The 21034-nt window shown below is 33.6% G+C and carries 22 protein-coding genes; 9 read left to right on the plus strand and 13 right to left on the minus strand.

Going from position 1 to position 21034, the window contains the following annotated elements:
• Positions 1-2: 2 nt before the first annotated feature.
• Positions 3-1850, minus strand: a complete 1848-nt coding sequence (locus tag WBW42_RS07075) for an AMP-binding protein (protein ID WP_032055324.1) — start codon at positions 1848-1850, stop codon at positions 3-5.
• A 393-nt stretch (positions 1851-2243) separates the two neighbouring features.
• Between WBW42_RS07075 and WBW42_RS07080 the strand changes: the two genes are divergently transcribed.
• A complete protein-coding gene (locus WBW42_RS07080; protein ID WP_032055323.1) occupies positions 2244-3104 on the plus strand; it encodes a siderophore-interacting protein in 861 nt (286 codons plus the stop codon).
• Between the two features lie 188 nt (positions 3105-3292).
• A complete protein-coding gene (locus WBW42_RS07085) occupies positions 3293-3979 on the plus strand; it encodes a pirin family protein (protein ID WP_005068005.1) in 687 nt (228 codons plus the stop codon).
• A 35-nt stretch (positions 3980-4014) separates the two neighbouring features.
• On the opposite strand, the gene WBW42_RS07090 is transcribed toward WBW42_RS07085, so the two are convergent.
• From WBW42_RS07090 to WBW42_RS07110, 5 genes are all read right to left on the minus strand, one after another.
• The gene (locus tag WBW42_RS07090; RefSeq protein WP_080776951.1) at positions 4015-4260 is read right to left on the minus strand and encodes a hypothetical protein; all 246 of its coding nucleotides are present in this window, start codon (positions 4258-4260) and stop codon (positions 4015-4017) included.
• 101 nt (positions 4261-4361) lie between these two features.
• Entirely contained in the window at positions 4362-4973 is a 612-nt protein-coding gene (locus WBW42_RS07095) for a M17 family peptidase N-terminal domain-containing protein (RefSeq protein ID WP_032055318.1), read from the minus strand.
• An 18-nt stretch (positions 4974-4991) separates the two neighbouring features.
• Positions 4992-6452, minus strand: coding sequence for an alginate export family protein (locus WBW42_RS07100; RefSeq protein ID WP_032055317.1), 1461 nt, complete (start codon positions 6450-6452; stop codon positions 4992-4994).
• Positions 6453-6559: 107 nt separating this feature from the next.
• Positions 6560-7474, minus strand: a complete 915-nt coding sequence (locus tag WBW42_RS07105; protein WP_032055314.1) for a hypothetical protein — start codon at positions 7472-7474, stop codon at positions 6560-6562.
• A 32-nt stretch (positions 7475-7506) separates the two neighbouring features.
• Positions 7507-7938 carry a DoxX family protein gene (locus tag WBW42_RS07110; RefSeq protein WP_032055313.1) on the minus strand — a complete coding sequence of 144 codons (432 nt, stop codon included), beginning with the start codon at positions 7936-7938 and terminating at the stop codon, positions 7507-7509.
• Between the two features lie 328 nt (positions 7939-8266).
• Here WBW42_RS07110 and WBW42_RS07115 point away from each other — a divergent pair, with 328 nt between their 5' ends.
• Positions 8267-9133, plus strand: a complete 867-nt coding sequence (locus WBW42_RS07115; protein WP_032055310.1) for a LysR family transcriptional regulator — start codon at positions 8267-8269, stop codon at positions 9131-9133.
• 38 nt (positions 9134-9171) lie between these two features.
• Here WBW42_RS07115 and WBW42_RS07120 read toward each other — a convergent pair whose 3' ends face one another.
• Positions 9172-9732 (minus strand): TetR/AcrR family transcriptional regulator, encoded by a 561-nt coding sequence (locus WBW42_RS07120; RefSeq protein WP_032055309.1) that lies wholly within the window; start codon positions 9730-9732, stop codon positions 9172-9174.
• A 46-nt stretch (positions 9733-9778) separates the two neighbouring features.
• Here WBW42_RS07120 and WBW42_RS07125 point away from each other — a divergent pair, with 46 nt between their 5' ends.
• Positions 9779-9919 (plus strand): hypothetical protein, encoded by a 141-nt coding sequence (locus tag WBW42_RS07125; protein ID WP_165381684.1) that lies wholly within the window; start codon positions 9779-9781, stop codon positions 9917-9919.
• Between the two features lie 524 nt (positions 9920-10443).
• Here WBW42_RS07125 and WBW42_RS07130 read toward each other — a convergent pair.
• The 3 genes from WBW42_RS07130 to WBW42_RS07140 form a co-directional block, all read right to left on the minus strand.
• Entirely contained in the window at positions 10444-11850 is a 1407-nt protein-coding gene (locus WBW42_RS07130) for a molybdopterin-binding domain-containing protein (RefSeq protein ID WP_032055305.1), read from the minus strand.
• Positions 11851-11904: 54 nt separating this feature from the next.
• Entirely contained in the window at positions 11905-12966 is a 1062-nt protein-coding gene (locus tag WBW42_RS07135; RefSeq protein WP_032055303.1) for a NucA/NucB deoxyribonuclease domain-containing protein, read from the minus strand.
• Between the two features lie 588 nt (positions 12967-13554).
• Positions 13555-13803, minus strand: a complete 249-nt coding sequence (locus WBW42_RS07140; RefSeq protein WP_119030518.1) for a helix-turn-helix domain-containing protein — start codon at positions 13801-13803, stop codon at positions 13555-13557.
• Positions 13804-13981: 178 nt separating this feature from the next.
• Between WBW42_RS07140 and WBW42_RS07145 the strand changes: the two genes are divergently transcribed.
• Positions 13982-14614 carry a zinc ribbon domain-containing protein gene (locus WBW42_RS07145; protein ID WP_119030520.1) on the plus strand — a complete coding sequence of 211 codons (633 nt, stop codon included), beginning with the start codon at positions 13982-13984 and terminating at the stop codon, positions 14612-14614.
• A 72-nt stretch (positions 14615-14686) separates the two neighbouring features.
• Here the strand turns inward: WBW42_RS07145 and WBW42_RS07150 are convergent, their stop codons facing one another.
• The gene (locus WBW42_RS07150) at positions 14687-15340 is read right to left on the minus strand and encodes a Cap15 family cyclic dinucleotide receptor domain-containing protein (protein ID WP_119030523.1); all 654 of its coding nucleotides are present in this window, start codon (positions 15338-15340) and stop codon (positions 14687-14689) included.
• Positions 15337-15798 (minus strand): hypothetical protein, encoded by a 462-nt coding sequence (locus WBW42_RS07155; RefSeq protein WP_119030525.1) that lies wholly within the window; start codon positions 15796-15798, stop codon positions 15337-15339. Before WBW42_RS07155 ends, WBW42_RS07150 begins: the two co-directional genes overlap by 4 nt.
• 287 nt (positions 15799-16085) lie before the next feature.
• Between WBW42_RS07155 and WBW42_RS07160 the strand changes: the two genes are divergently transcribed.
• Genes WBW42_RS07160 through WBW42_RS07175 form a run of 4 tightly spaced genes read left to right on the plus strand, consistent with a single transcriptional unit; the run spans position 16086 to position 20532 of the window.
• Complete coding sequence (locus tag WBW42_RS07160) at positions 16086-17096, plus strand: CBASS cGAMP-activated phospholipase (RefSeq protein WP_119030528.1); 1011 nt, start codon at positions 16086-16088, stop codon at positions 17094-17096.
• A 1-nt stretch (position 17097) separates the two neighbouring features.
• Positions 17098-18282 carry a CBASS cGAMP synthase gene (locus WBW42_RS07165; protein WP_119030530.1) on the plus strand — a complete coding sequence of 395 codons (1185 nt, stop codon included), beginning with the start codon at positions 17098-17100 and terminating at the stop codon, positions 18280-18282.
• 2 nt (positions 18283-18284) lie between these two features.
• The gene (locus WBW42_RS07170) at positions 18285-18764 is read left to right on the plus strand and encodes a Mov34/MPN/PAD-1 family protein (RefSeq protein WP_162899352.1); all 480 of its coding nucleotides are present in this window, start codon (positions 18285-18287) and stop codon (positions 18762-18764) included.
• Positions 18765-18774: 10 nt separating this feature from the next.
• Positions 18775-20532 carry a ThiF family adenylyltransferase gene (locus tag WBW42_RS07175; RefSeq protein ID WP_119030534.1) on the plus strand — a complete coding sequence of 586 codons (1758 nt, stop codon included), beginning with the start codon at positions 18775-18777 and terminating at the stop codon, positions 20530-20532.
• Between the two features lie 86 nt (positions 20533-20618).
• Here the strand turns inward: WBW42_RS07175 and WBW42_RS07180 are convergent, their stop codons facing one another.
• Complete coding sequence (locus WBW42_RS07180) at positions 20619-20867, minus strand: helix-turn-helix transcriptional regulator (RefSeq protein ID WP_119030536.1); 249 nt, start codon at positions 20865-20867, stop codon at positions 20619-20621.
• Positions 20868-21034 lie beyond the last annotated feature (167 nt).

Here is a 21034-nt window from a genome sequence, read left to right on the forward strand (position 1 = left end):
TTCTATTTTATTTGCTGCTCTACTTTATTCACCACATCCTGAATTGTTTTGCAGCTAATGAGTGTATAAAAATCAATTTCTGTATTGAGCTTTTGAGAGAGTTTCTGAGCAATACTCATGAGTTGTTTGGGACGAATTCCTATCGCTAATATTTCACTTCTATAAAAAATATCCATTTTTTCAGCTTGGCTGTCAGCTATGCATTCACGGAAAACCGATAAGACCGAATCTCCTACCCTAGCGACTGATGGCTGTGTTTTAGAAGAGTTTGTAGACAACGTAGAAGATACATAAATTTTCCCCTGAGCGATTTCTTGCACAGCTTTACGATCAATTTTTCCATTTCGGGTCAAAGGTATGGTTTCGACGGCCAAATATTTCGAAGGAATATGTGAACTCGGCAAATGCACTTTTAAAAAGTTCTTTAATTCTGGGCTATTTAAGCGAGTAGTTTTGTATTTATTTTCTAGGGTATAAACGGCGACTAACTCTTGAGTTTCAGCCGTTGGATGTACACAACTTACCACCACACAATTATGAATATACGGGTTCTTCGTTAAAGCATTTTCAACCTCGGCCGCAGAGATTCTCACGCCTTTTATCTTTAAATAACCTTCCTCACGTCCAGCAAAAATAACATTTCCATCTTCCCTAAAATATCCTTGATCACTCATGCGAAAAGCAGTTTGAGTTTCATTTTCACTCACTTGAATTTCAACGAAATCTTTATAATAAATTTCCCCATCAAGTAAATAACCATTTGATAAATTCAAACCAGTCATATACATCGTACCGACCTCGCCCATTTGGCAAGGCTTCAGATTTTCATCCAAAATAAAATAATGGTTATTTTCTAAAGCTTTTCCATACGGAATAATTTCCTGATCTTCCTCATTTATTTCATGCCATATACTCCAAATTGTGGTCTCGGTAGGTCCACCTAATGAAAATAAACGAGCGTTAGGCAATTGTTTTCTTAACTTCGAGATGAGTGAAGGTTTGATATAGTCGCCGCCTTGGGCAATTAAACGCAAAGACTGTAGTTGTTCTTTTTGAGCTACACTGAACAGCATATCGACAATAGCAGGCACACTGCTCCAAAGCGTAACCTTGTAACGATCTACTAAATTGGCCCAGGCAACAGCATTTTTACTTTGCTCAAAGGATGGCACCACCAAAGTTGCGCCCACTGCCATTGAAGCAAATACATCAAATACCGACATATCATGATGAAACGGTGTTACCGCCATAATCACATCGTCAGCAGTAATTCCCCATTCCGAGATCGTTTGTTGTAGCGTGTTTTCAGTGGCTTGATTATTTAGGACCACACATTTCGGAGTCCCTGTACTTCCCGAAGTATATAAATAATATGCCGGAAGTCGGTTAATTTCGGCATTAAAGCTCGGTTTATACTCAGTTGTAGCCGATAAAATTTCATTAATATTTAGGTTTTGAACACCAGCAATGGATAAGTCACTTACCACAACATCTGCCCGACTATTCGTCAATAAATAGTTCAGTCTCGACGGCGGAGAATCCATATCTACAGGTAACCAAATGATGCCTGTGAGCGCACATGCCAAAGCGGTATAAATATGCTCAGGACTTTTTCTCAAACAAATTGCAACCACTGACCCTGTCGCCAAATCTTGCTTTTTTAGCGCATACATAACTTTGGCGACCTGAGTCCCTACCTCAGCATAACTAATGCTACGGTCTTCAAAAATAAGTGCTGTTCGATTGGAATTTTGATCAAAAATATTTTCATAAATTTGCTTTAAGAAATTTTCTACGTTGTTATTTTTATCATTCATTTGCCCTAAATTTTGACTCAAATCTTTTAGCATTTATCTTGGTCCTCACCCTATTCTTTATGCAATACCACCCAACCTAATATTCAAAACAAAGTTATAAAAATGTCGTCTTTATCGCTGTTTGTTCGAATAATAGATATCCCAGCACAATAATACAAATGATAATCATTTACAATTAATATTAAGAGAAATATCAATTTTCTCGTTTTAAAAGTCATTTATGAAAAATCATAAATATCAAAACAATAAGATAATTTTTAACCTTAGGTCTAATCGTTTAGAGGTCTATATTTATGAACTAAAAACCACAATTAATAATGATTATTATTTACATTTAGGGCTAACTTAGTTATCGTAATGAATAGAGAGACTACATCTATATCAATTATTACGCTCTATAGTAATCATGAAGCTTGGGTTATATGTATGACAAAAATTGCAGAAAAATCGAAACAAGAATATGGCGAGTTACTAAAAGAAAAAGACCATTTACAAGATATGGAACAGCTTGAGATGACTATCGTCTCGATCCATACGCCGTATCCGTCCATTGTCAGAATTCAAGGAAAAATCAACACATTACAGCCAGAGCTTTGGCAAGCTCCCAATTTGGCAATTCGGTTAATTGTGAGTAATCCGCCAGATGGACAACCCATCTCACGCGTCTATACGGTCCGTTCGTTCAATCCTGTAAACACTCAAATCGAAATTGATTTTGTTAAACATGAAGATTTAAGCCCAGCAATGGAATGGCTTAATTCAGCTCAAGTGGGTACAAAAATCGGGCTTATTGGCCCCCGTCCTCATTTCATTCCCAATTTCATACATAAAAAACATGTGGTCATGTTTGCCGACGATACGGCTGTACCTGCGTTATATTCAATATTGAATGAATGGGAAAATGGCGTAAGTGCTGATATTTTCATTGAGAGTTTTGAAAAAGATATTGCTAGCCAATTACCCCGTCATGACCACGTCAAAATTCATTCGTTCCATAAAGAACATCACACGCCACAAAAAGGTCTTCTTTTAAAAGCAGCATTTGCGCTAAAAACTTATGACAATATTACGATTTGGGCGGCTTGCGAACGCAAAGAAGCCAGAGCTTTACGCCAGTTTTTTCTAGAAGACAAACAGTTTAATAAAAATGACGTGCGTATTGCTGGGTATTGGAGAGATGGCGTATCAAGTTCAGAACTAGACATACTCCGTGCTCAACATTATCAAAAACATATTCAGCAAGGTAAGACCTTGAATGAATATGATGACCTTGATTTAGCGAATTAAGATCAGCAATCATTTGAATAAAACCTGCCTTGTGCAGGTTTTTTTATGAGTCAACATAGATCTATAAATATAAAACTATACGACCATATCAATTATGCAACGACATGTTGCAGTTAACCTATTTTTTAGCCCACATAGAACATTACTATATTTCTCAAGAGATAAATAAAAATTTGGGAGATTAGATCATGAATGCTTATCTACATCGTAGTGAAGATCGAGGTCATGTAAAAGCAGGCTGGTTAGAGTCTTATCACAGCTTTTCATTTGGTAGTTGGTACGACCCTAAATATATGGGTGTAAGCGCTCTACGTGTAATTAATGACGACCAGATTGATGCGCATAATGGTTTTGGTACGCACTCCCATGACAACATGGAAATCTTAACTTGTGTGCTAGATGGTGCAATTTCACATCGCGACACCATGGGAAATGAAGGCCAGATTAAAGCAGGTGAATGGCAACTTATGAGTGCCGGCACAGGTGTTGCCCACAGTGAAATCAACAACACTGATACGCCTGTACATTTACTACAAATCTGGATTATTCCTGATGAAAGAGATGCAGAGCCTAATTACCAGCAAATTAATCTTGACCCACGTAAAGATCCAAACAAATGGCATTTAATTGCAGGACCTGATGCAAATGCACCAATGCATATTCGCCAAAATGCAGAAGTAAAATCTGCAGTATTGGAAAAAGGACATGAGTTAACGGTTGATACGGTTAAAAAAGTGAACTATGTGCATGTGATTTCGGGTGTAGTTCGCATTGGCGATCAAGAAGTTAAAGCAGGTGATGCTTTAGTTTTTGAAGATAAAGCGACAATTCACGCAACTGAAGACAGTCAATTTATCTGGTTCGATTTACCTTAAATCATAAAAAAGCCCTTTGCATAAAAGGGCTTTTTTTAATCTCCCCCGCCACCACCGCCATCACATCCGCCTGAATCTGAAGATGATGATGAACAGTCATTTGAATAACTAGAGCTATGATGATGACTCGGACTATTATCGTGAAAATGATGTGTTGAAGTAGATGAATGATCATGCTCACCAGATGGTGAATAATTTTTTAAATTTCTGAGTAGTGCGATTAAACAAATGAGCCCAATACTAGAAAAAATGACTATGAATATAATAATAAATAACTTCAAATAACGACCTCCTAGATCAAGCTATAGAGATGCTTGTTGTGTTCCCATTTATTATATGAGTCATGTTTAATAAACAAGTTGTTTATTGATAAGTTGAAATATTAGCTATAAAAAATTTTAGAAAAAGACTTTATATATTGCTCGGCCTTCGCCTCATAATTTTGAAAACCCGCATCAAAAACCCATCTTTCAATTTCAGATTTTTTGACTAAATTTTGCAAATGAAGCTGATGATGTCGGTCTAGTTCCTCTTTGAGAGCTTGCAGCATTACTTCATTTAAACCAGAGGGAGGATTCAGACCTGTATCTAAAATACTAGGGGCAAATGCCACACTTTTCAGTTCCAGTTGATGCGTTGTCTTTACAACAGTTTTTATCGCGGTCTTGATTCTCTCTAACGTAAACTCTTCTGGAGCGCCCATTCCTATCAGTAAAACTTTAGAGGCTTGTATGGTCGATGGCGTTTGATTTATTAAAAGAGTATGGTTCAATTTCGCACTGAACCAATTATTTTTCCGTATTTCATTTAACCTTCCATTTAGTGCTTCATCTAAATGTGCTAAACCGCCAGAAAAAGAACGGTTATTCATTTCATGTTCAAAAATACAAGCACAGGAAAGTTCAACCTCAGCCGAGGTGCAGTCCCAAGTCACCAGTTCAATATCTAGATTTTGATAATAGCCAATTTTTGTTTGCTTTAAATCTGTGCCCATATTTTTTCTCTTCTCGATTTACCATCCATATTTAAGTTCAACACCCAGATAATTTGAGTCTTTACCTCCAGCTCTCTTAATCGTGTCTCCGACTTCAAAGTGTACTCCTTCGGCAGCAACAGACAGATTAGAATTTATTTTTTGATCTGCTCTTAGTTGAATATATGCTCCCGTCCAGCTTAAACCTTGTCCTGCTGTGTTCGCCATGCTGTTATTGCCTTGGAAATAAACTGCATCATTGGTGGTTTCACGCCATTGAAAACCTAATGCGGTTAATAGGGTGAGTTTATCGGAAGGCTTAAGTGTAAGAGATGGTTTGATGTGAATGATATTGCTGTAGCCACTATAACCCGCCAAAGTAAAGTATGAGCCATTTGCAAAGAGTTGGTTAAAGGTATTGAGCTCATTATCATTGGCGCTTTTATCGCCTGTGGCTATATCAAACTGGACGCCTAAACGTGGTGACCAAGCTTGTTCAGCAAATGTGTACCCTGTAATGCTACTGAGTCCCCATGCCTGAATAGTTTGTCCACCAATCTTTCCATGTTGCAGCATGCCTTCAACATCCCAATCAATATTATTCTTTTTACCCATATGACGAGCATCATATAAGTCTCGAATCTCATTTCCCTTAACGCTTGTAAAAGATGCGTTATCGCGTTCATAACGTGAGTAATAACCAGATAACTCACCGCCCCATACATTTTGTTTATCTACACGAAAGCCGCTAAAACTTAAATCGCTTTTCGAGTGGTCATTAAAAGTTGAATCTTTTTCAATCTGAACAGGTCTAGTGAGATAACCTAAAACTCTCCAATCGCCATATTCATAACCAGACCAAATGCCATCAAAAGCTTGTCTAACGTTTGGCCCTTCGCGATTCGAAATAAAGCGCTGCAAGTCAAAAGCCATCTCTTGACGCCCAACTCTAAACTTAAAAGTTCCATTATTTAAAGGACTCACCCACGCAATAAAGGCTTGTTCTACATCAAGTCTATTTTGATCGGTACTGCTAATATTCTTTTTATCAAACGCTCGCGCATCACTGAGCTGAGTAAATAATTGTAAATGATCACCTATACGTGCATCGGCATGAACTTGTAATCTTTGAATTAAATAGCGATCGGCTTGATTATTTCCGCTACCAAATCTCGCATTATTATTGACTTCAAAACGCTCGCGAATATTTGCCCCTAGTGATAAATAATTATTATCACCAAAAGGTATATATTTAAAATCATCACCTATTTTCTTTGGCACACATGGATTTTTTAAAACATCCCAATTTTCCTGCCAGCGATTCGTTGAGATTTTTGGACGAGTTGGACATGCATTTGTATTTGAAGCTTCATTTTCCGCATGAGTAACTTCATAAAAAAATAAACTCCCCGTCAGCAATAAACTTATTTTAATTATTTTACGGTAAGTTTCTGAGCACTTAATTCGATATTTTCTATCTTTAGAAATATGCTGGGCCATCTAGTTTTCCACGGTAATCAATAGGTCATTGCAAAGACTTAGTCGTTTACACCCACATTGCCCTTAAGCAATATGAGTGTTGTTTTATCAATCATTAAGGCAATAAATTACTTTGTAGCGGCATGAATTTCAGCAATATAACCACCCGGGAACTGTACCATCGCGGCCTCGCGACCATCTGTTTTATAGGCATTCACCAAGACTGTCGCACCAGATTTTGTCGCTTTATCTAAAGTCTCAGATAAGTTTTTGACTTCATAACCCGTCATATCATGCCCATATGGGTAAGGAAGATGACCATCGGTAACCAACACTGTCATTTTGCCGAAATCAGATTCCACGCGAATACGTCTATAGGTTTCATTTGGGCGTCCAATTTCTACACCAGCCGCTTTAGGATTGTCTGAAACCACTTTACCGTGTGAGAAATTGACGAATTTTTTAACAAAAGAATCCGCACTTTGTTTTGAAATATAAATACGATTTTCTGGCACAGTTTCTAGTTTGTTATAGCTCGGTTTAGTGGTGTGCCAATAAAGTTGCATATTCACGCCACCCGGCCATTGAATGACTGCATCACGCCCGATCGGATCTGGAAATGTCTCAACAATGACATCGGCGCCATTCGCTTTAGCAGACTGCACTGCCGCATCCATATCTTTGACTAAATAGCCTGTTCTTTCCAAGCCAAAAGGATGTGGAACTGGTGTTTTAAAGCCGAATACAGACAATGTTCCTACTGGGGTCAATACAAGTTGGGAAATGGTCTGGCTTGGTGTTGGAGTGACCTGAAAAACGCCTTGTTTAGATTTAGTTCCCCCAAATGTTGCTACTAAGCTATCGGTAAATTTATCGAAGTCTTCGGGGTTAACATACACATGTGTTGTATCGTATTGAGGAGCTACGCCGGGTGCTTCACTTTTTACACTCGTTGTTGTCTTGGCTAAAACCTGAGGAACAATGGCAACATTGGCGCCCACTAGCATTGTGCTTAAAAGCAAAGCTGATAATGATTTACGCATAAAAGACTCCTATTAGAATTAGATGCTGTAGCTTATTGTTTGTTTGGTTGTTGATTAGAAAGAATAGTGACCATCACCAGAGCAGCGATAAGACCGAGGTGTTCGAAAAAACTATTAAACGTACTAAAAAATGCAGGACCTGTATGATTCCAAAAGTCGTTGGCAACTAGCATCGCTATTGCGGTTAAGCAGCCTAAAGCCCCTGCTCCTAACCAGACAAAACGATTAAAAATAACCAAGAGCGAACCCACAATTTCAATCACAATCGCTGCGGCTGCCCAGAGCCAAGCCGGTTGCAAACCAAAACTTGCTTGCTCCTCAATAGCCGCATGAAAACCGATGAACTTATTAATTCCACCAACCAAATAGGCTGAAACTAATGCAACTCGAAGAAGTGGAAGCAATCCATGAATTGATAAAATCTTTTTAACCCATACTGGATTATTATTAATCAAGTCACTCATTTCTTTACCTCATTGATATTCTTTATTTCTAATCATTTATAAAAATCCACCCCAGTATTAATAAAACGATGTATTTAATATAAAACCAGTCTCTTAAAAATAATTTTTTAAAACCAGATAAAATTTTTTAATTTTAAAATACCACCTATATATTTTTATAAACCACCAAGTAATCCAAATAAAAGACAATATATATAAAATCAAAAATAAACGTAAACTACTAGATACCTATTTAAATACAAACTGTATCCTCAAAAGATACAATGATTGATAAGTAAAAGATCATAATATAGTTTAGCGACACGCCAAGTTAGCCTTTCAAAATTTAATGGATAAACTAGACTGTATTTATACTTTCATTAGTGTCGTAGAGAATGGAAATTTTAGTAATGCCTCTAGAAATTTAGGTATTACTCGAGATCAAGTCTCTAAAAGAATTTTTTATCTAGAAAGTTTATTCAGTACATCATTGTTTACGCGTAACACCCGAAAGATGGACCTCACCCGCTCAGGAGAGAAGTTTTATCAGCGTTGTAAAGTTATTGTTAAAGAGTTAGATTTGGCTGCCAATGACTTCATCTATGACCAAAAGTACCCAGAGGGTATATTAAAAGTTAGTGCTCCACATGCTTTTATTCAAACTTGCTTTTCAGATATTATTTCTAATTTCTTAATTCAATATCCTAATATCGAGATTGATTTATTATTTTCCGAAAAAGCACTAGGTATAAATGAACATAAATTTGACATTATTTTAAAAATTGAAGAGGAAGTTAGAGAAGAAAATATTTTTATTCTAAATAGCTATAAAAGAAACTTCTATGCAACAGCTGCCTTTTTAAAAAAATATGGAAAACCTAAAAGTATAGAAGAATTAAGAAAACATAATATATTTTTATATTCAAGAACAGACTTAGAAAATAAAATCATTAATTCGACGCCTCAACTAATCTGCAATAATATAGAAATACTTTTGGATCTATGTAAGAAAAATAAAGGTATTTTATATATTCCGGATTTTTTGGCTAAAAAATATGAAGATGAGGGAGTGATAATTAATTGCTCTCAAGACATTTTTTCTACAAAACTTCATTTTTATGCAACCACGCCCTATGGATCAAAAATTCCAAAAAAGGTTCAGCTTTTCTTAAACACGTTAAAACAACATTTTCAGTCTATTACTGAAGCTTTATAGCTTAGAACTTTTCGATCTCATAGAGCTATTGGTTTTCATTAGCTAAAAACCAACCCCGCCAAAAAACAATCCAGCACCTTTTCCCGTTCAATTGCCGCCTCCGAGCTTAAAAGCTGAATGATTGCGCCTTCGATCATATATAAAAATAATTTGGCATCCTGAAAAGTCGCATCATTTTTAAATGTTCTAAGCTGGCTATAAATTTCATTGATGAGCCACGTTCTATACCTCACTGCGGTGATATAGGCTTTTGGGTAGCTGAGTTTCGTTTCAAAAATTGCTTTAAATATCAAATAGTACGGCCCTTCTACATCGCTATGTAAGAAATAAAGTTTCTTAAGTTTATCCTTCACGTTTGTACTTTGATCGTACTCAACCATTGAGACTACTTTTCCTTTTAAGCGTTCTTTTTGCACGATCAAACAGATTTCAATAAAACGCTCTTTAGAATGAAAGTAGTTATAAAAAGTTGCTTTGGGAGTGTGAGACTCTTTCACGATTCGGTCGACCCCAACCTTATGAAATCCGTGATGGTGAAATAAATGAATCGATGTATTAATGATTTGGATCGCACGTGTTGAGAGAACTAAATTTCGCATATTTTTACCGTTATAAATTCTTGTTGTTTCTAAACGAGATACTTTTTTGGGAGAAAAAAAGGCACAGCAAAGCCGTAAAGACTGTGCGTGGCACATCTCAAGTTTTATTGTTAATGCAAGTTTTTTGAGCCGTAATGACTTAAAGCCTGAAAACCCTAAAGGTCATCAAGCTGCTTTAAATTTTTAAGTTGTGTCGTTATAGCTTTTGGCAAAGGCTGCCAAGAAATTATGAATGTGCAAAGCCAACTCCTTTTTATTGGGAGTTCTGCCAGACATTTATAGAATTATGGTGGGAGAACGGAAGAAGGTTGACAGACTAGTAATAACTCAAACTAGCACACCCGAAGGTGTCCCTCTCCCGTCCTACCGCTACGGGAAAGGAACGAGTAGCTACCACACAAGACTATTCCTCAGAAGGAATGACTCTGATGCGGGAGTTATTATTCAGCCTGTCAAAGCCGGCTGGCAATGTGGCCAGCAGGCAAAGGATAGTGCTCTACCCTTTACCAGTCAAGCACACAAAATGACATTTGTTTTAAATTAGATCATTAAAAAGTAAGGATAAATAATGAGATAGTTATTGTTAAAGAAGGGTTTATAAAGATGGGGATTTTAGGGAATTACAATTTTTTAGAGTAAAGTTTTGATGGCGTAACCATTTAAAAATTTAATAGTTACACCGCTCAATTAAGTTATAAATAGAAACTAGACTTAATCTATTTTCATAAAATATAAATCAGTGCCTTTTGCAATTGTCTGCTCTTGAAAAGGTACTATCACAATACAATTCGCTTTAACAAATGGCTCTATCTGATATGACTGTTGTTGCTCAATAATTTCTAATACATATTCCCCATTTTCTTGAAGCTTATAGTGCCCCCATAACAACTTTCTATTTGTCACATCAGGAATAATCTCTATGTCAGTTTTACCTTTAAAGTAAGCATGATCAAAAAAGTTTGAGATGTGCTTATTCAAAATATATTTCACAAAAGCATGCATCAGAATCGTAATATCTTGGAGGTCACCTGGTAAATTAATGATGGTCGATTTGTCTTCTGTAATGACTACACGCATACCTTTATGATTACCGCTTTCATCATATATCTGCACAGTCTCACGGCTAGGTGGAGTCCTATCTTGGCCTTTCAGAATTTTAATTTCATTAGCTGGCATACAACGTGTATTCAAGGCTGATGACATGCTGCTTTGATCAAAGATTGGAAGTTTTTCAAGCTGGAATAAAGAAGAACGATTATTTCGATATGTGCAGCAAATAATGACATCAAAGTTTGAAGTTTGTTGTTCAAAGAATTTTATATAATCGTCCCTGCTCGTCGTTAATGAGTCATCTAAAGCTGGGTCATTATCTTTTTTAAGATTATTAAATGCAGCATCAAAACGTTCAGGTTTGAGTGATTTGATTTCTACTTGCTCATAGCCCCATGTTTTCAAGACATCTTTAACATACAAACTTTCCTCACTCATTTCTTCTTTATCAAAAGAATGCATACTTACAATGAGAATTCTGGGATTTTTATATATAGATAATTCTTTGATTCCAGCTCGTCTTAAAACAATTAATTTTTCAGGAGTCAGTTTCTCATCTTTTTTTAAAATCACATCGCCTTGTTTAAATATACTGCCCTTTGGGATAACACCATGCATGGCAGGAATAGAACCAGTAATCTTTTTAGCATCGGTATCAGAAAGATCTAATCTTTCATCTTGTTCAGCAACCACTGAATCTAAAGACTCTGGTAATTTTGTATAGGCAGGAATTTCTAACAAACTTGGAGCTTTTAGATCTAATTTATACGGATTAATAGATCTATAAAGCTGTTGTCCCCAATAGTACCAATGAGTAATTAATAAAGGACTATCTTTACTTGCAGATTGAGTTGTTTCTGAGTTAAGAGCCCAACCCGCATATTCAGATAAATTATGCAGAGGATAATCCTGTAAAGCATATACATCACTTGCGTTAACTTGATTTATTGCTTTATCCAGCTCTACAGTTTCTTTTAAATCACCTTTAGGCAAATTTATATTGATATGATAAAAAATGTCCGTTAAATGATTTGGTAAGTTATCTGGTATTGGAAGTTTTTTTTGCATAAATATAGATCCTAGAAGTACCTCAAATAGGAGGTACTTCGCTAATTTTAATTATTAATCAACATTAATAAAGAACTTATCACCATCTAAAACGCGTTCGGTATTAAAGAAAGACCCTAAGCGGCTACCTGCTCTACGGTTATCAGATGCATCAATTTTTTTCACTGAGGCACCTGTGCCGCCTTGATGAGTAGCTGCAAACGGGAACTCATCACAATCGCAATCAGTTGCAACTTCATCAGAATCACCTGTAAAGAAACATTTTGAACCGACCGTTGGTCCATATTTGACTTTGCACATTTTTACAGATTCGGCACGATTATCTTTACGAGTTTGAGCATCTCGTAACCGAGTTAAGGCAGATGCACTTGAACTAGGAAAAACTGAATTGGTTGAACCTGCAATAAATTTACCTGGCTGTCCAGCCGCAAATGCTTCTTTAATATGCTTTGCAGACTCATCTACATCTGGATCAGTAATTTTAATTGTAGTAAGAACAGGAGGTACATCTGGATATACACATCCTTTCGTATTTGCCTTAGCTTTACCTATGTCACAGCGAACACCTGGACTATAAATCCCTGGTTCATAACTTGCCGCATCATTAAATGAAGCGTTCGCTTTGACAACTTGAAAAGATATACTTGGAGATAAAAATAAGGGATTTGAAGAAGCCAATTCAGTGCTAGATGGGGTGAAAGTAGTGGTAGATTCTAAAGATAAACCATTTACTAAATTAATTGGATTGCCGTAGACAGTCTTTGTTGTACAGTTATAACAGTACAACTCAGGTCGTACTTTTAGAGAATCACCAATTTGCCCTATAATTTTTGTGCGCAGTTTATACTTGAATGTCCAAGTTAATGCATTTTTTGGATTATCAGAATAAACATATGCAACTACTTTCGCAGTACCTACATTTAATCCTTTTGCATCAGTCAATGGAATTTCAAATGGTTCTGACTCTAAACAATGCGCCCCTCTATTTATATAGCTATCTAGATCTTTACCAACTTTTTTACAAATTGGCGATACATCCAAAGCACTAGCAGCATAACTAGTTGTTACCATGAATATTGAAGCTAAAACTATTATATATTTAGTTATATTTAACATGAAGTTTCCAATTTTATAAATTTAAAAAATCATTCTAATAAGCCATTTCGGCTTACCAAAATGAGGGCGCATAATAACATAATTAAAAAATAAGTAAATTTATTGATTATAATTGATAGCTTACATTTACCAATTGGTATTTTTTAAATTATGACCAATAAAAAATTTAAAATACTATTCACGTAATTACTGGTCAAAAATTTTACTAAAACATTTTATTTCAACTATTTTATTAAGCTTTATTTCAATGTATTCAAATAAGAAATTATATTCAAAAGCTTAGATATCATTATTTTTAACTCCCTTAGCTTGGTCTTACAAAAAGAAGGATTTACTTTTTAATTATTATTTTTTTAGAAGCGATCTCGGTTAAGAAATTTATTAAACCAATAAAAAAAGCCCTAAACCATTATAGTTTAGGGCTTTTTAAGTCATATAAAGCTATCGAGTTTATATGACTTTAAATCTTGGTAGGTATATCCAATACCGAAATAAAATATAAGTCACTAATTTTTAAATAAATAATTTAAATATAAAAAATTATGATACACCATGTGATACAAGTCAAAATCTCTTAAAAGGATAAATTTATTGATCTTTTACTATTGCCAAGACAAGTTGCACACCAATATGAGGATCAATCTTTAGAGCTGTACAGTACCAAATATATTCTACGACATCTAAACGCCGTTCGCCTTGCTCAACTTTTTGTACATATGAATGAGGCTTATCTAGGCGTTCTGATAATTCCCGCATAGTTAATTTTTGTGTAATACGTTGCTCTTTAAGCCAATCACACAAAGCACTCATCTCATTGGTATGGATACTATTTGTCATTGTACCTTTTTATGGTACAAATTAAATTTACCCAAAATAGGTACAAGTATATTAAAATACTATCCTTTATGTTTAATTCTTAGGCTATCTACTAGTTTTCCAAACGATCAAAACAATTAGATAACCTAATGAACATTTTCATAAACATAGCTATACCTAAACTATTACGGGGAAAATTATGGCTTTAATATTGTGCCCAGAGTGCAAAAGAGAAATAAGTGATAAAGCAAAAACGTGCCCTCAATGCGGTTTCCCTATAGAGAGAAGTTTTAAAGTTATATCCTCAAGTTGGCCTCCAACTGTTACTCCTCCACCTCTACCAAACCTAAATCATAATAATAAAAATGATACTATTTCAAACTCAAGAACCCAAAAGAGCTTTAACTTTTTTAATTTGTTTTGGATTTTTCTTTTAATATTTATTATCTCAATATTCTTCTTTAATAGTAGTTTCCAAGATAACTCTACCAATGATTCATATAGCGCTCATAGTACTTCAGATGAAAAAACAGATTCTTCTCCTCCAAATAACAATAAAGATATTCAAAATGATAAAAATTTAACAAAAGAAAATAGTAATAAAAATGAGAACTTAATTGAAAAAGATGCACTAATTGACGATCAACTCAATGAAGATCAAGTAAAGGTTGTAATCGCATTTATAAGGCTTAATGATTATAAATGTGATAGTGTCAGCTCAATGGCACAAACTAGGGATGAAAAGACAATTCGAGTAAATTGCAATAATTATAAATACAAATACTATATAAATGATGAAGGTGGTAAATGGGTTATATCAATAGGAAAGTAACCTTCTAAGAATAATTAAATTAGAAAAAGGTAATCATCTTCTTGATTACCATTTTCTCATCTTATCATCTATCTAAGGGCTTACTTTTTTATGATGAAAAACCGCTGATTCAAATGAGTCAATATTTTCACATTTTCTGTTTACCAATTTTAAGTCAATCTCACCACATGTATCAGCACTAGTCCAGTATATTCCAACCAATTCTTTATCATTATTGATTAACTTTAGATCGCCACTACCAAAAGTAACTTTATTTTCACTATTTTTAACTCGATAAAATTTATAAGTGTATATAAATTTTTTATCGTCATTAGATGGATCAATAGATAAAGCTGTGATTATTGAACTAGAAGTTTGATTTATAGTAAAAGACTTTATTGTAGTAGTTAAAAAGGTTTGCTTTATATAGAAGTATATCTCTATAGGAGCTATTCTTTTTCCATCAACTAGATAGTTACTTTCGAGTTTGCCTTTCCACAGACCATGAATTATTGGTTTACCAATAATCTTAGAGATAAATTCATGCTTAAGAGTAAAAGATTTTAACAACCAACCTAATATAAAAAAAGAGAATGTTATTGAAGGTGTCAAAATCTGAGTAACCATCAAATTATACGAAAAAAATTCTGTAGTTATTTTTATAAGAAGAAATAAGAGCACTACTAATAATAAAAATAAATAAATTACTTTCTTCAGCTCTTTAAAAGTTAAAACAATAAAACTCATATTGCCTCACTTTGAAAAGTAATAAGTCCATTTTTAAAGATTTTAACGCTCTTATTAGCACTAATTAAACCAACACAAAAAATACCGTCAACCATTGATGCCAAAAAAGCTGTCATTTCACGTGCACCACAAGGCAAAATATCTTGAACTTTACTAGAATCATTTTTTGTCAATAAAGGAGATATATATTGAGAAATATGTGTTAATTCAGAATTTTCAATATTATAAAAATGAAATCCATCATGAAAATTTGATATTATTTTAGATATTTCTAATATTAAATCATTAAATTGAGTAAATTTAAAATCTTCAGGTAAATTATCTTTATGCAAACTAATAAAAGGTAAGTTATTTAAATTTTTATAATATACAATACCCGTACCTGTAAAATCATCAGTACTACTTCGACATATCTCTAGCAGAGATTCCGATATTAAATTTTCAAATGATAATGGCATTAGATTTCCCAAGACAATTCCTACTATTTATGTTGTAGATTTTTTGAAGGCAGTTTCATCAAGAATCCACACACTTCATTAACTATATCATTTTAAAAAATAAATTTCTAATTACAATCAATCTACTCTTTGTTAAATGCAGTTATTTAATTAGTTTTTTTAAACAAATTTATTAGATAAATTAAACAAAATACGGGATGCATTAACTTTTCAAAGATAATTTTTTATTCTCTTGAATTCCTAAAAACTAACCCTATATAAAAATTTAAATTCTGAGAAATAATAAAATGAGTAGATTTCAAATTCTAGCCTTATCAGGCGGTGGGTATCGTGGTTTATATACTGCAAGTGTTCTGAAAGAATTAGAAGATAAAGCAAAGGATCAGGGACATGAGTCTCTGGCTGATTGTTTTGATCTTATAACAGGTACTTCTGTTGGTGGGATTGTAGCTCTAGCAATTGCTTATGGTATCAGTGTATCCGATATTGTGGATTTATTTAGAGAACATGGAAATAAAATTTTTGAACCAAAACCCTTTTATAAGTTTACGGGTTCTAAATATTCAAATGAATCTTTGAAATCTATCCTAGAGACATGGTTTGGGAGTTCCATTTTAGGCACACTAAAATGTCCAGTCGTTATTCCTTCCATCGATTTTACTAAAGGTAGTCCGATAACCTTTAAAACTCCACATCATGAAAACTTAACAACGGATTGGAAAACAAAGATAGTTGATATTGCTTTGGCGACTTCAGCAGCGCCCACCTATTTCCCTCGACATACAATTGGAAAAAATGAGTATGTTGATGGAGGACTCTTTGCAAATGATCCAAGTTTAATTGGTTTACATGAAGCTGATTATATGTTCAAAAAAAATCTAAATGATGTTCATATATTATCAATTGGAACTTTATCATCTAAAAAACAATTAAATCCAAGTACGAAAAAAAATGGTGGTTATTTAGATTGGGGAGAAGGATCTATTTTTGATGCCGCTCCAAATATTATTGATCTAGTACTTAGTAGCCAACAACAGTTTATGGAACAGATGGTTAAACACAGAATGGAACCTTTCCCTAATCATTTCTATAAAATTGATGAACAGATAGTACAGTCCTCTGCTCAATTTATTGGTCTAGATGAAACTACTGAAGAAGCCCGTCAAGTTTTAGAAGGTAATGGATTTCAATCGGCTAAAGTCGCTTTAGGTAAAGATTTTATACGTGAGTATTTTAAACAACCTAAAAAACAAAGAGAGTGGTATTACGGTCCACAACAAAACATGGGGAAAATTTAACATGCCAAGTAATTTACATCGAACTTTTCGAGCAAAAGAGGATGGTTTTATTACAAAAATAAAACCTACATTATCTCAAAGAGATTATTTAAACGATTGTAGACAGAAAGTAAGATCAACTCTTAAAGAAGGGATGAGAGATTTTATTATCGATAATGCTGGTGATCCAACTATTATTAAACCTAAATTTCGACTTCAAGGCTCATGGGCATACGGAACCTGTAATCAACCAGCTCATCCTAATCAAGAAATGGATATTGATTATGGAATATATTTACCATCCTCCCTATTAACATTTGGTCGATCCGATAAAGTTGCAAAAGCCTATTTTAAAGCTGTTGAAAGCTTGCTAGCTCCATTAGCTCTAAAAGAGGGTTGGAAATTATGCGATGATAAAAATACTTGTTGTCGTTTAATCTTAAATAGCAATGCCCATATGGATGTTCCACTATATATTGTTCCTGACAGAATGTTTGATAGTTTAGTGGAACAAAATTTTATGGCTCTTGATTCAGCCAAATCAGCTAATATCGGTGATAAGTACATTTTTAAAGGTTATCAATATGCTGCCGAAGGTCTTGAAAACGAATCTAAGTTAATTAGACTTGATGAAATCACTAAAATCCATATGGCATTAAGAGATGGTAGTTGGAAAGATAGTGACTGTGAATTAATTCGAAAATGGTATGCTGATCAATTAGCAACTCAACCTGATAATGGAAGACAATTACGATATATTGCTCGTTATTTAAAAGCATGGAGAGATTTTGAATATAATGAAGGCGGTGGCCCTAGCTCAATATTACTAATGATTATTGCTAATAAATATTATCAGTTTTTCGATAAACGAGATGATCTTGCTTTATTAAGTGTGTTGGAATACTTACCTAAAGCACTATTAGGAGAAGTAAAGGAACCATCAATTCCTCAACATACAAATGAAGATTTTAATAGAATTCCTGAAAATGATAGGCAAATGGCATACAGTCTTGCTTTAGAACTCTATCAAACTGTATCTACTGCTAAAGAAATTGAGAGACCAAAAACATCTATCTCATTTTTGAAAACAAAATTTGGTAATAGGATTCCTTCAGACGAAAGTTATATTGAGATTGATAATCCTGATCCTAATCCTCCTTTAAGGACTTCTACACCTGCTGATATTCAACCGATAAGAGGCGGATAAGTTTGAGTTTAGATTTATATTCAGAAGAGTTAGATTATGAGGTGCATTTGACGGAAAGTGCACTTCACACTATCAGTTTACATAGACAATTATTACAAGAGCACAAACCTGAATCTTGTGGAATAATCATTGGTGAAATTCGTGAAAAATCTCTAACTGTAATTGATATTAGTACTCCTGCTCATGATGATATTAGAACGCGTGTCAGTTTCCATAGAAAGTCTTCCCATCACCAATTATATTTAAATAAAATACATGAGATTTCGGATGGGCAATTGCAATATATTGGTGAATGGCATACACACCCAGAGCCCACTCCTACTCCATCTTTTGCAGACTATCAAGGATGGAACAAATTAATTCACAATCCAGAATTCAATTTATTTCCTAAATTAATTTGGATAGCGGGCAATAATAACGCTACAGCAGATTGGTTTTGTTTAATAAACAATAAGAAGTATTACATACTTCAAAATAGTTAGGAATTGGTACTTGATAACTCTAAAAAATGCACAGAGTCTTTCTAAATTAGGTTATGTACTCGTTGATCCTTTTAATATTAATTTTAAAAAAAAATTTAATCAAAATTTATGGATAAAAGAAATAAAAATAGATGAGTTTAGAATAAAATTAGCTATTTTTTTTAGTGACTGGGATTTTATCATCTCACCTAGTGTGTATTTATTTGAAGATGATCTAAAATTAATAGGTCAAAAATATAAGCACTTTAAATTACCTTTGCCTCATTTCCTAATAGAACCCAGCTTCACTTATGATGAAAAAAAAGCATATAATTTTTGTTATGCCTTACATGATAAAGTAGAAATAAATAGAAAAGATTTAACACAAATCATTTTTTTTATTGAAAAACAGATTAAAGCTAATTTATCAAAGTTAATAAACTTAAAAACACTAATTAATGAAATAAATCAAGAAATTGCACCAACTTGGATGATACTTTCCGAGAAATATGAAGATCGATTTAAAGCCGACGACTTATTTATAGATTTCAAGAATGAAAAAGGAGTTAATCAGACGACCTTAAATTACAAAAGCACTAGAGAGGATAACATTCAAAAAACTGTAAAAATAAATTTTATTGGTATCACAATTAATCATTTAAATTTTCCGCTTTTATCTAAGTATTTTGATGAGAATGGAAAAATTACTTTTGGAAAGATGCTAAATCTTATTAATCACTTAGATCCCAGACATCTAAGAACTCTTAAATACTATCTATCACAGGAGTTCAAAAATAAGCGGATTCATATTTCCTTAGTTTACCAGAAACATATATTTTCATTTTGTGTAGAATGGAAGAAAAATTATAGGAAAGTTCTTCAGGGCAATATTGATATTATTTCCTCACTTTTAAATGAAGAAGTTCTACCCATCTATATACAAAACTATAAAATTAAAGATATTGTTGAAAGAAATTTAGAAGGAATTAAAGCTAAAAACTTAAGTAGTTTACGTATTCTTCAAGTAGGAGCTGGTGCTATTGGAGGGTATGTAGCCGATGCATTAACCAAAATTGGTGCTGGAACTAGCAATAATGAATATTATATTGTTGATAAAGATTGTTATGGCATTGAAAACATTGGAAGACATCTATTAGGGAAAAAACATATTGGTTCAAATAAAGCTTCTGCTATAGTTTCTCATTTAAAAGAAAACTTAAATCTTGAAGAGGATTCTAATATAAAATCTCTACCCATAAGTATTAATAAAATAGAGAATGGAGATATCAGTGACTTTAGTAATTACGATTTAGTAATTGACGCGACTGGTCAAATTGAAGTTGCAGAATATTTAAATGAAAGAATCATTATTTTACCCGTAGATACGAGACCAAATCTCTTACATTTATGGATTTATGGAAATGGTGAATGTGTTCAAGCTTTATGGAATCAACCTGACTTTTATGAAAAAAATGGAGGTTGTATAAGCTGCATTCATCAATCAGGAATAAATGATTATGATATCAATCTAGATCCTTTGAATGATCCTAACTATAGAAAGATTCTAGGATTAGGTGCATGTGCAGCCTATACACCTTATGCGATATCTTCTAGCTTACTTATAGCAAGCTTAACTGTAGACATATTACTTGAGTGGTTAAATACAGGAATACTAAGAAACAATTATTTCACACGCTATAGTATAAGTTATAAGGGGGATAAAATAGAAGATCAGCAAATATTTGCTAAAAACTCTTGTCCACATTGTAAAATTAAAAGTATTTCTTAATGCGATTTTTAGTTAGCTAGATAGTAAGATTATTAATACCCTTCTTAGAATCTAAAGGGTATTCATAATTTTCCTATCAACTAAATTTATAATCTTTGTGCTTGATTTAACTTACTTATCCACCACAATTCAATTTGTTTCATATCAAAATAAACTGGTGCTTGTCTTGTTGTACCTTCTTTTATTGGAATAGGAAAAGAAGGATCATTTTTTATTAACTTTCCTAACTTATCTCTTTTTATCGATAAAAGTTCACAAACTTCATTTGTTGTTATACGTAACTTACGATTTAATACACTACTTAATTGTCCTCCATTGATTTCAACTTGATTCATTTTGTATATTTTCCTCCTTAATTTTTAGTTAATAATTTTTGCCAATGCGCTTAAAAAGAGGTGGTCCCACATGTTTGAACAACTAAAAGCTTATTTATAAGTGATACTCTGCTCTAGTTAAGCTACCTTATTTTGTTGTGGTAGCTGGTCATAGTAAAACTCATCTG

Source organism: Acinetobacter sp. LT1 (assembly GCF_059800965.1).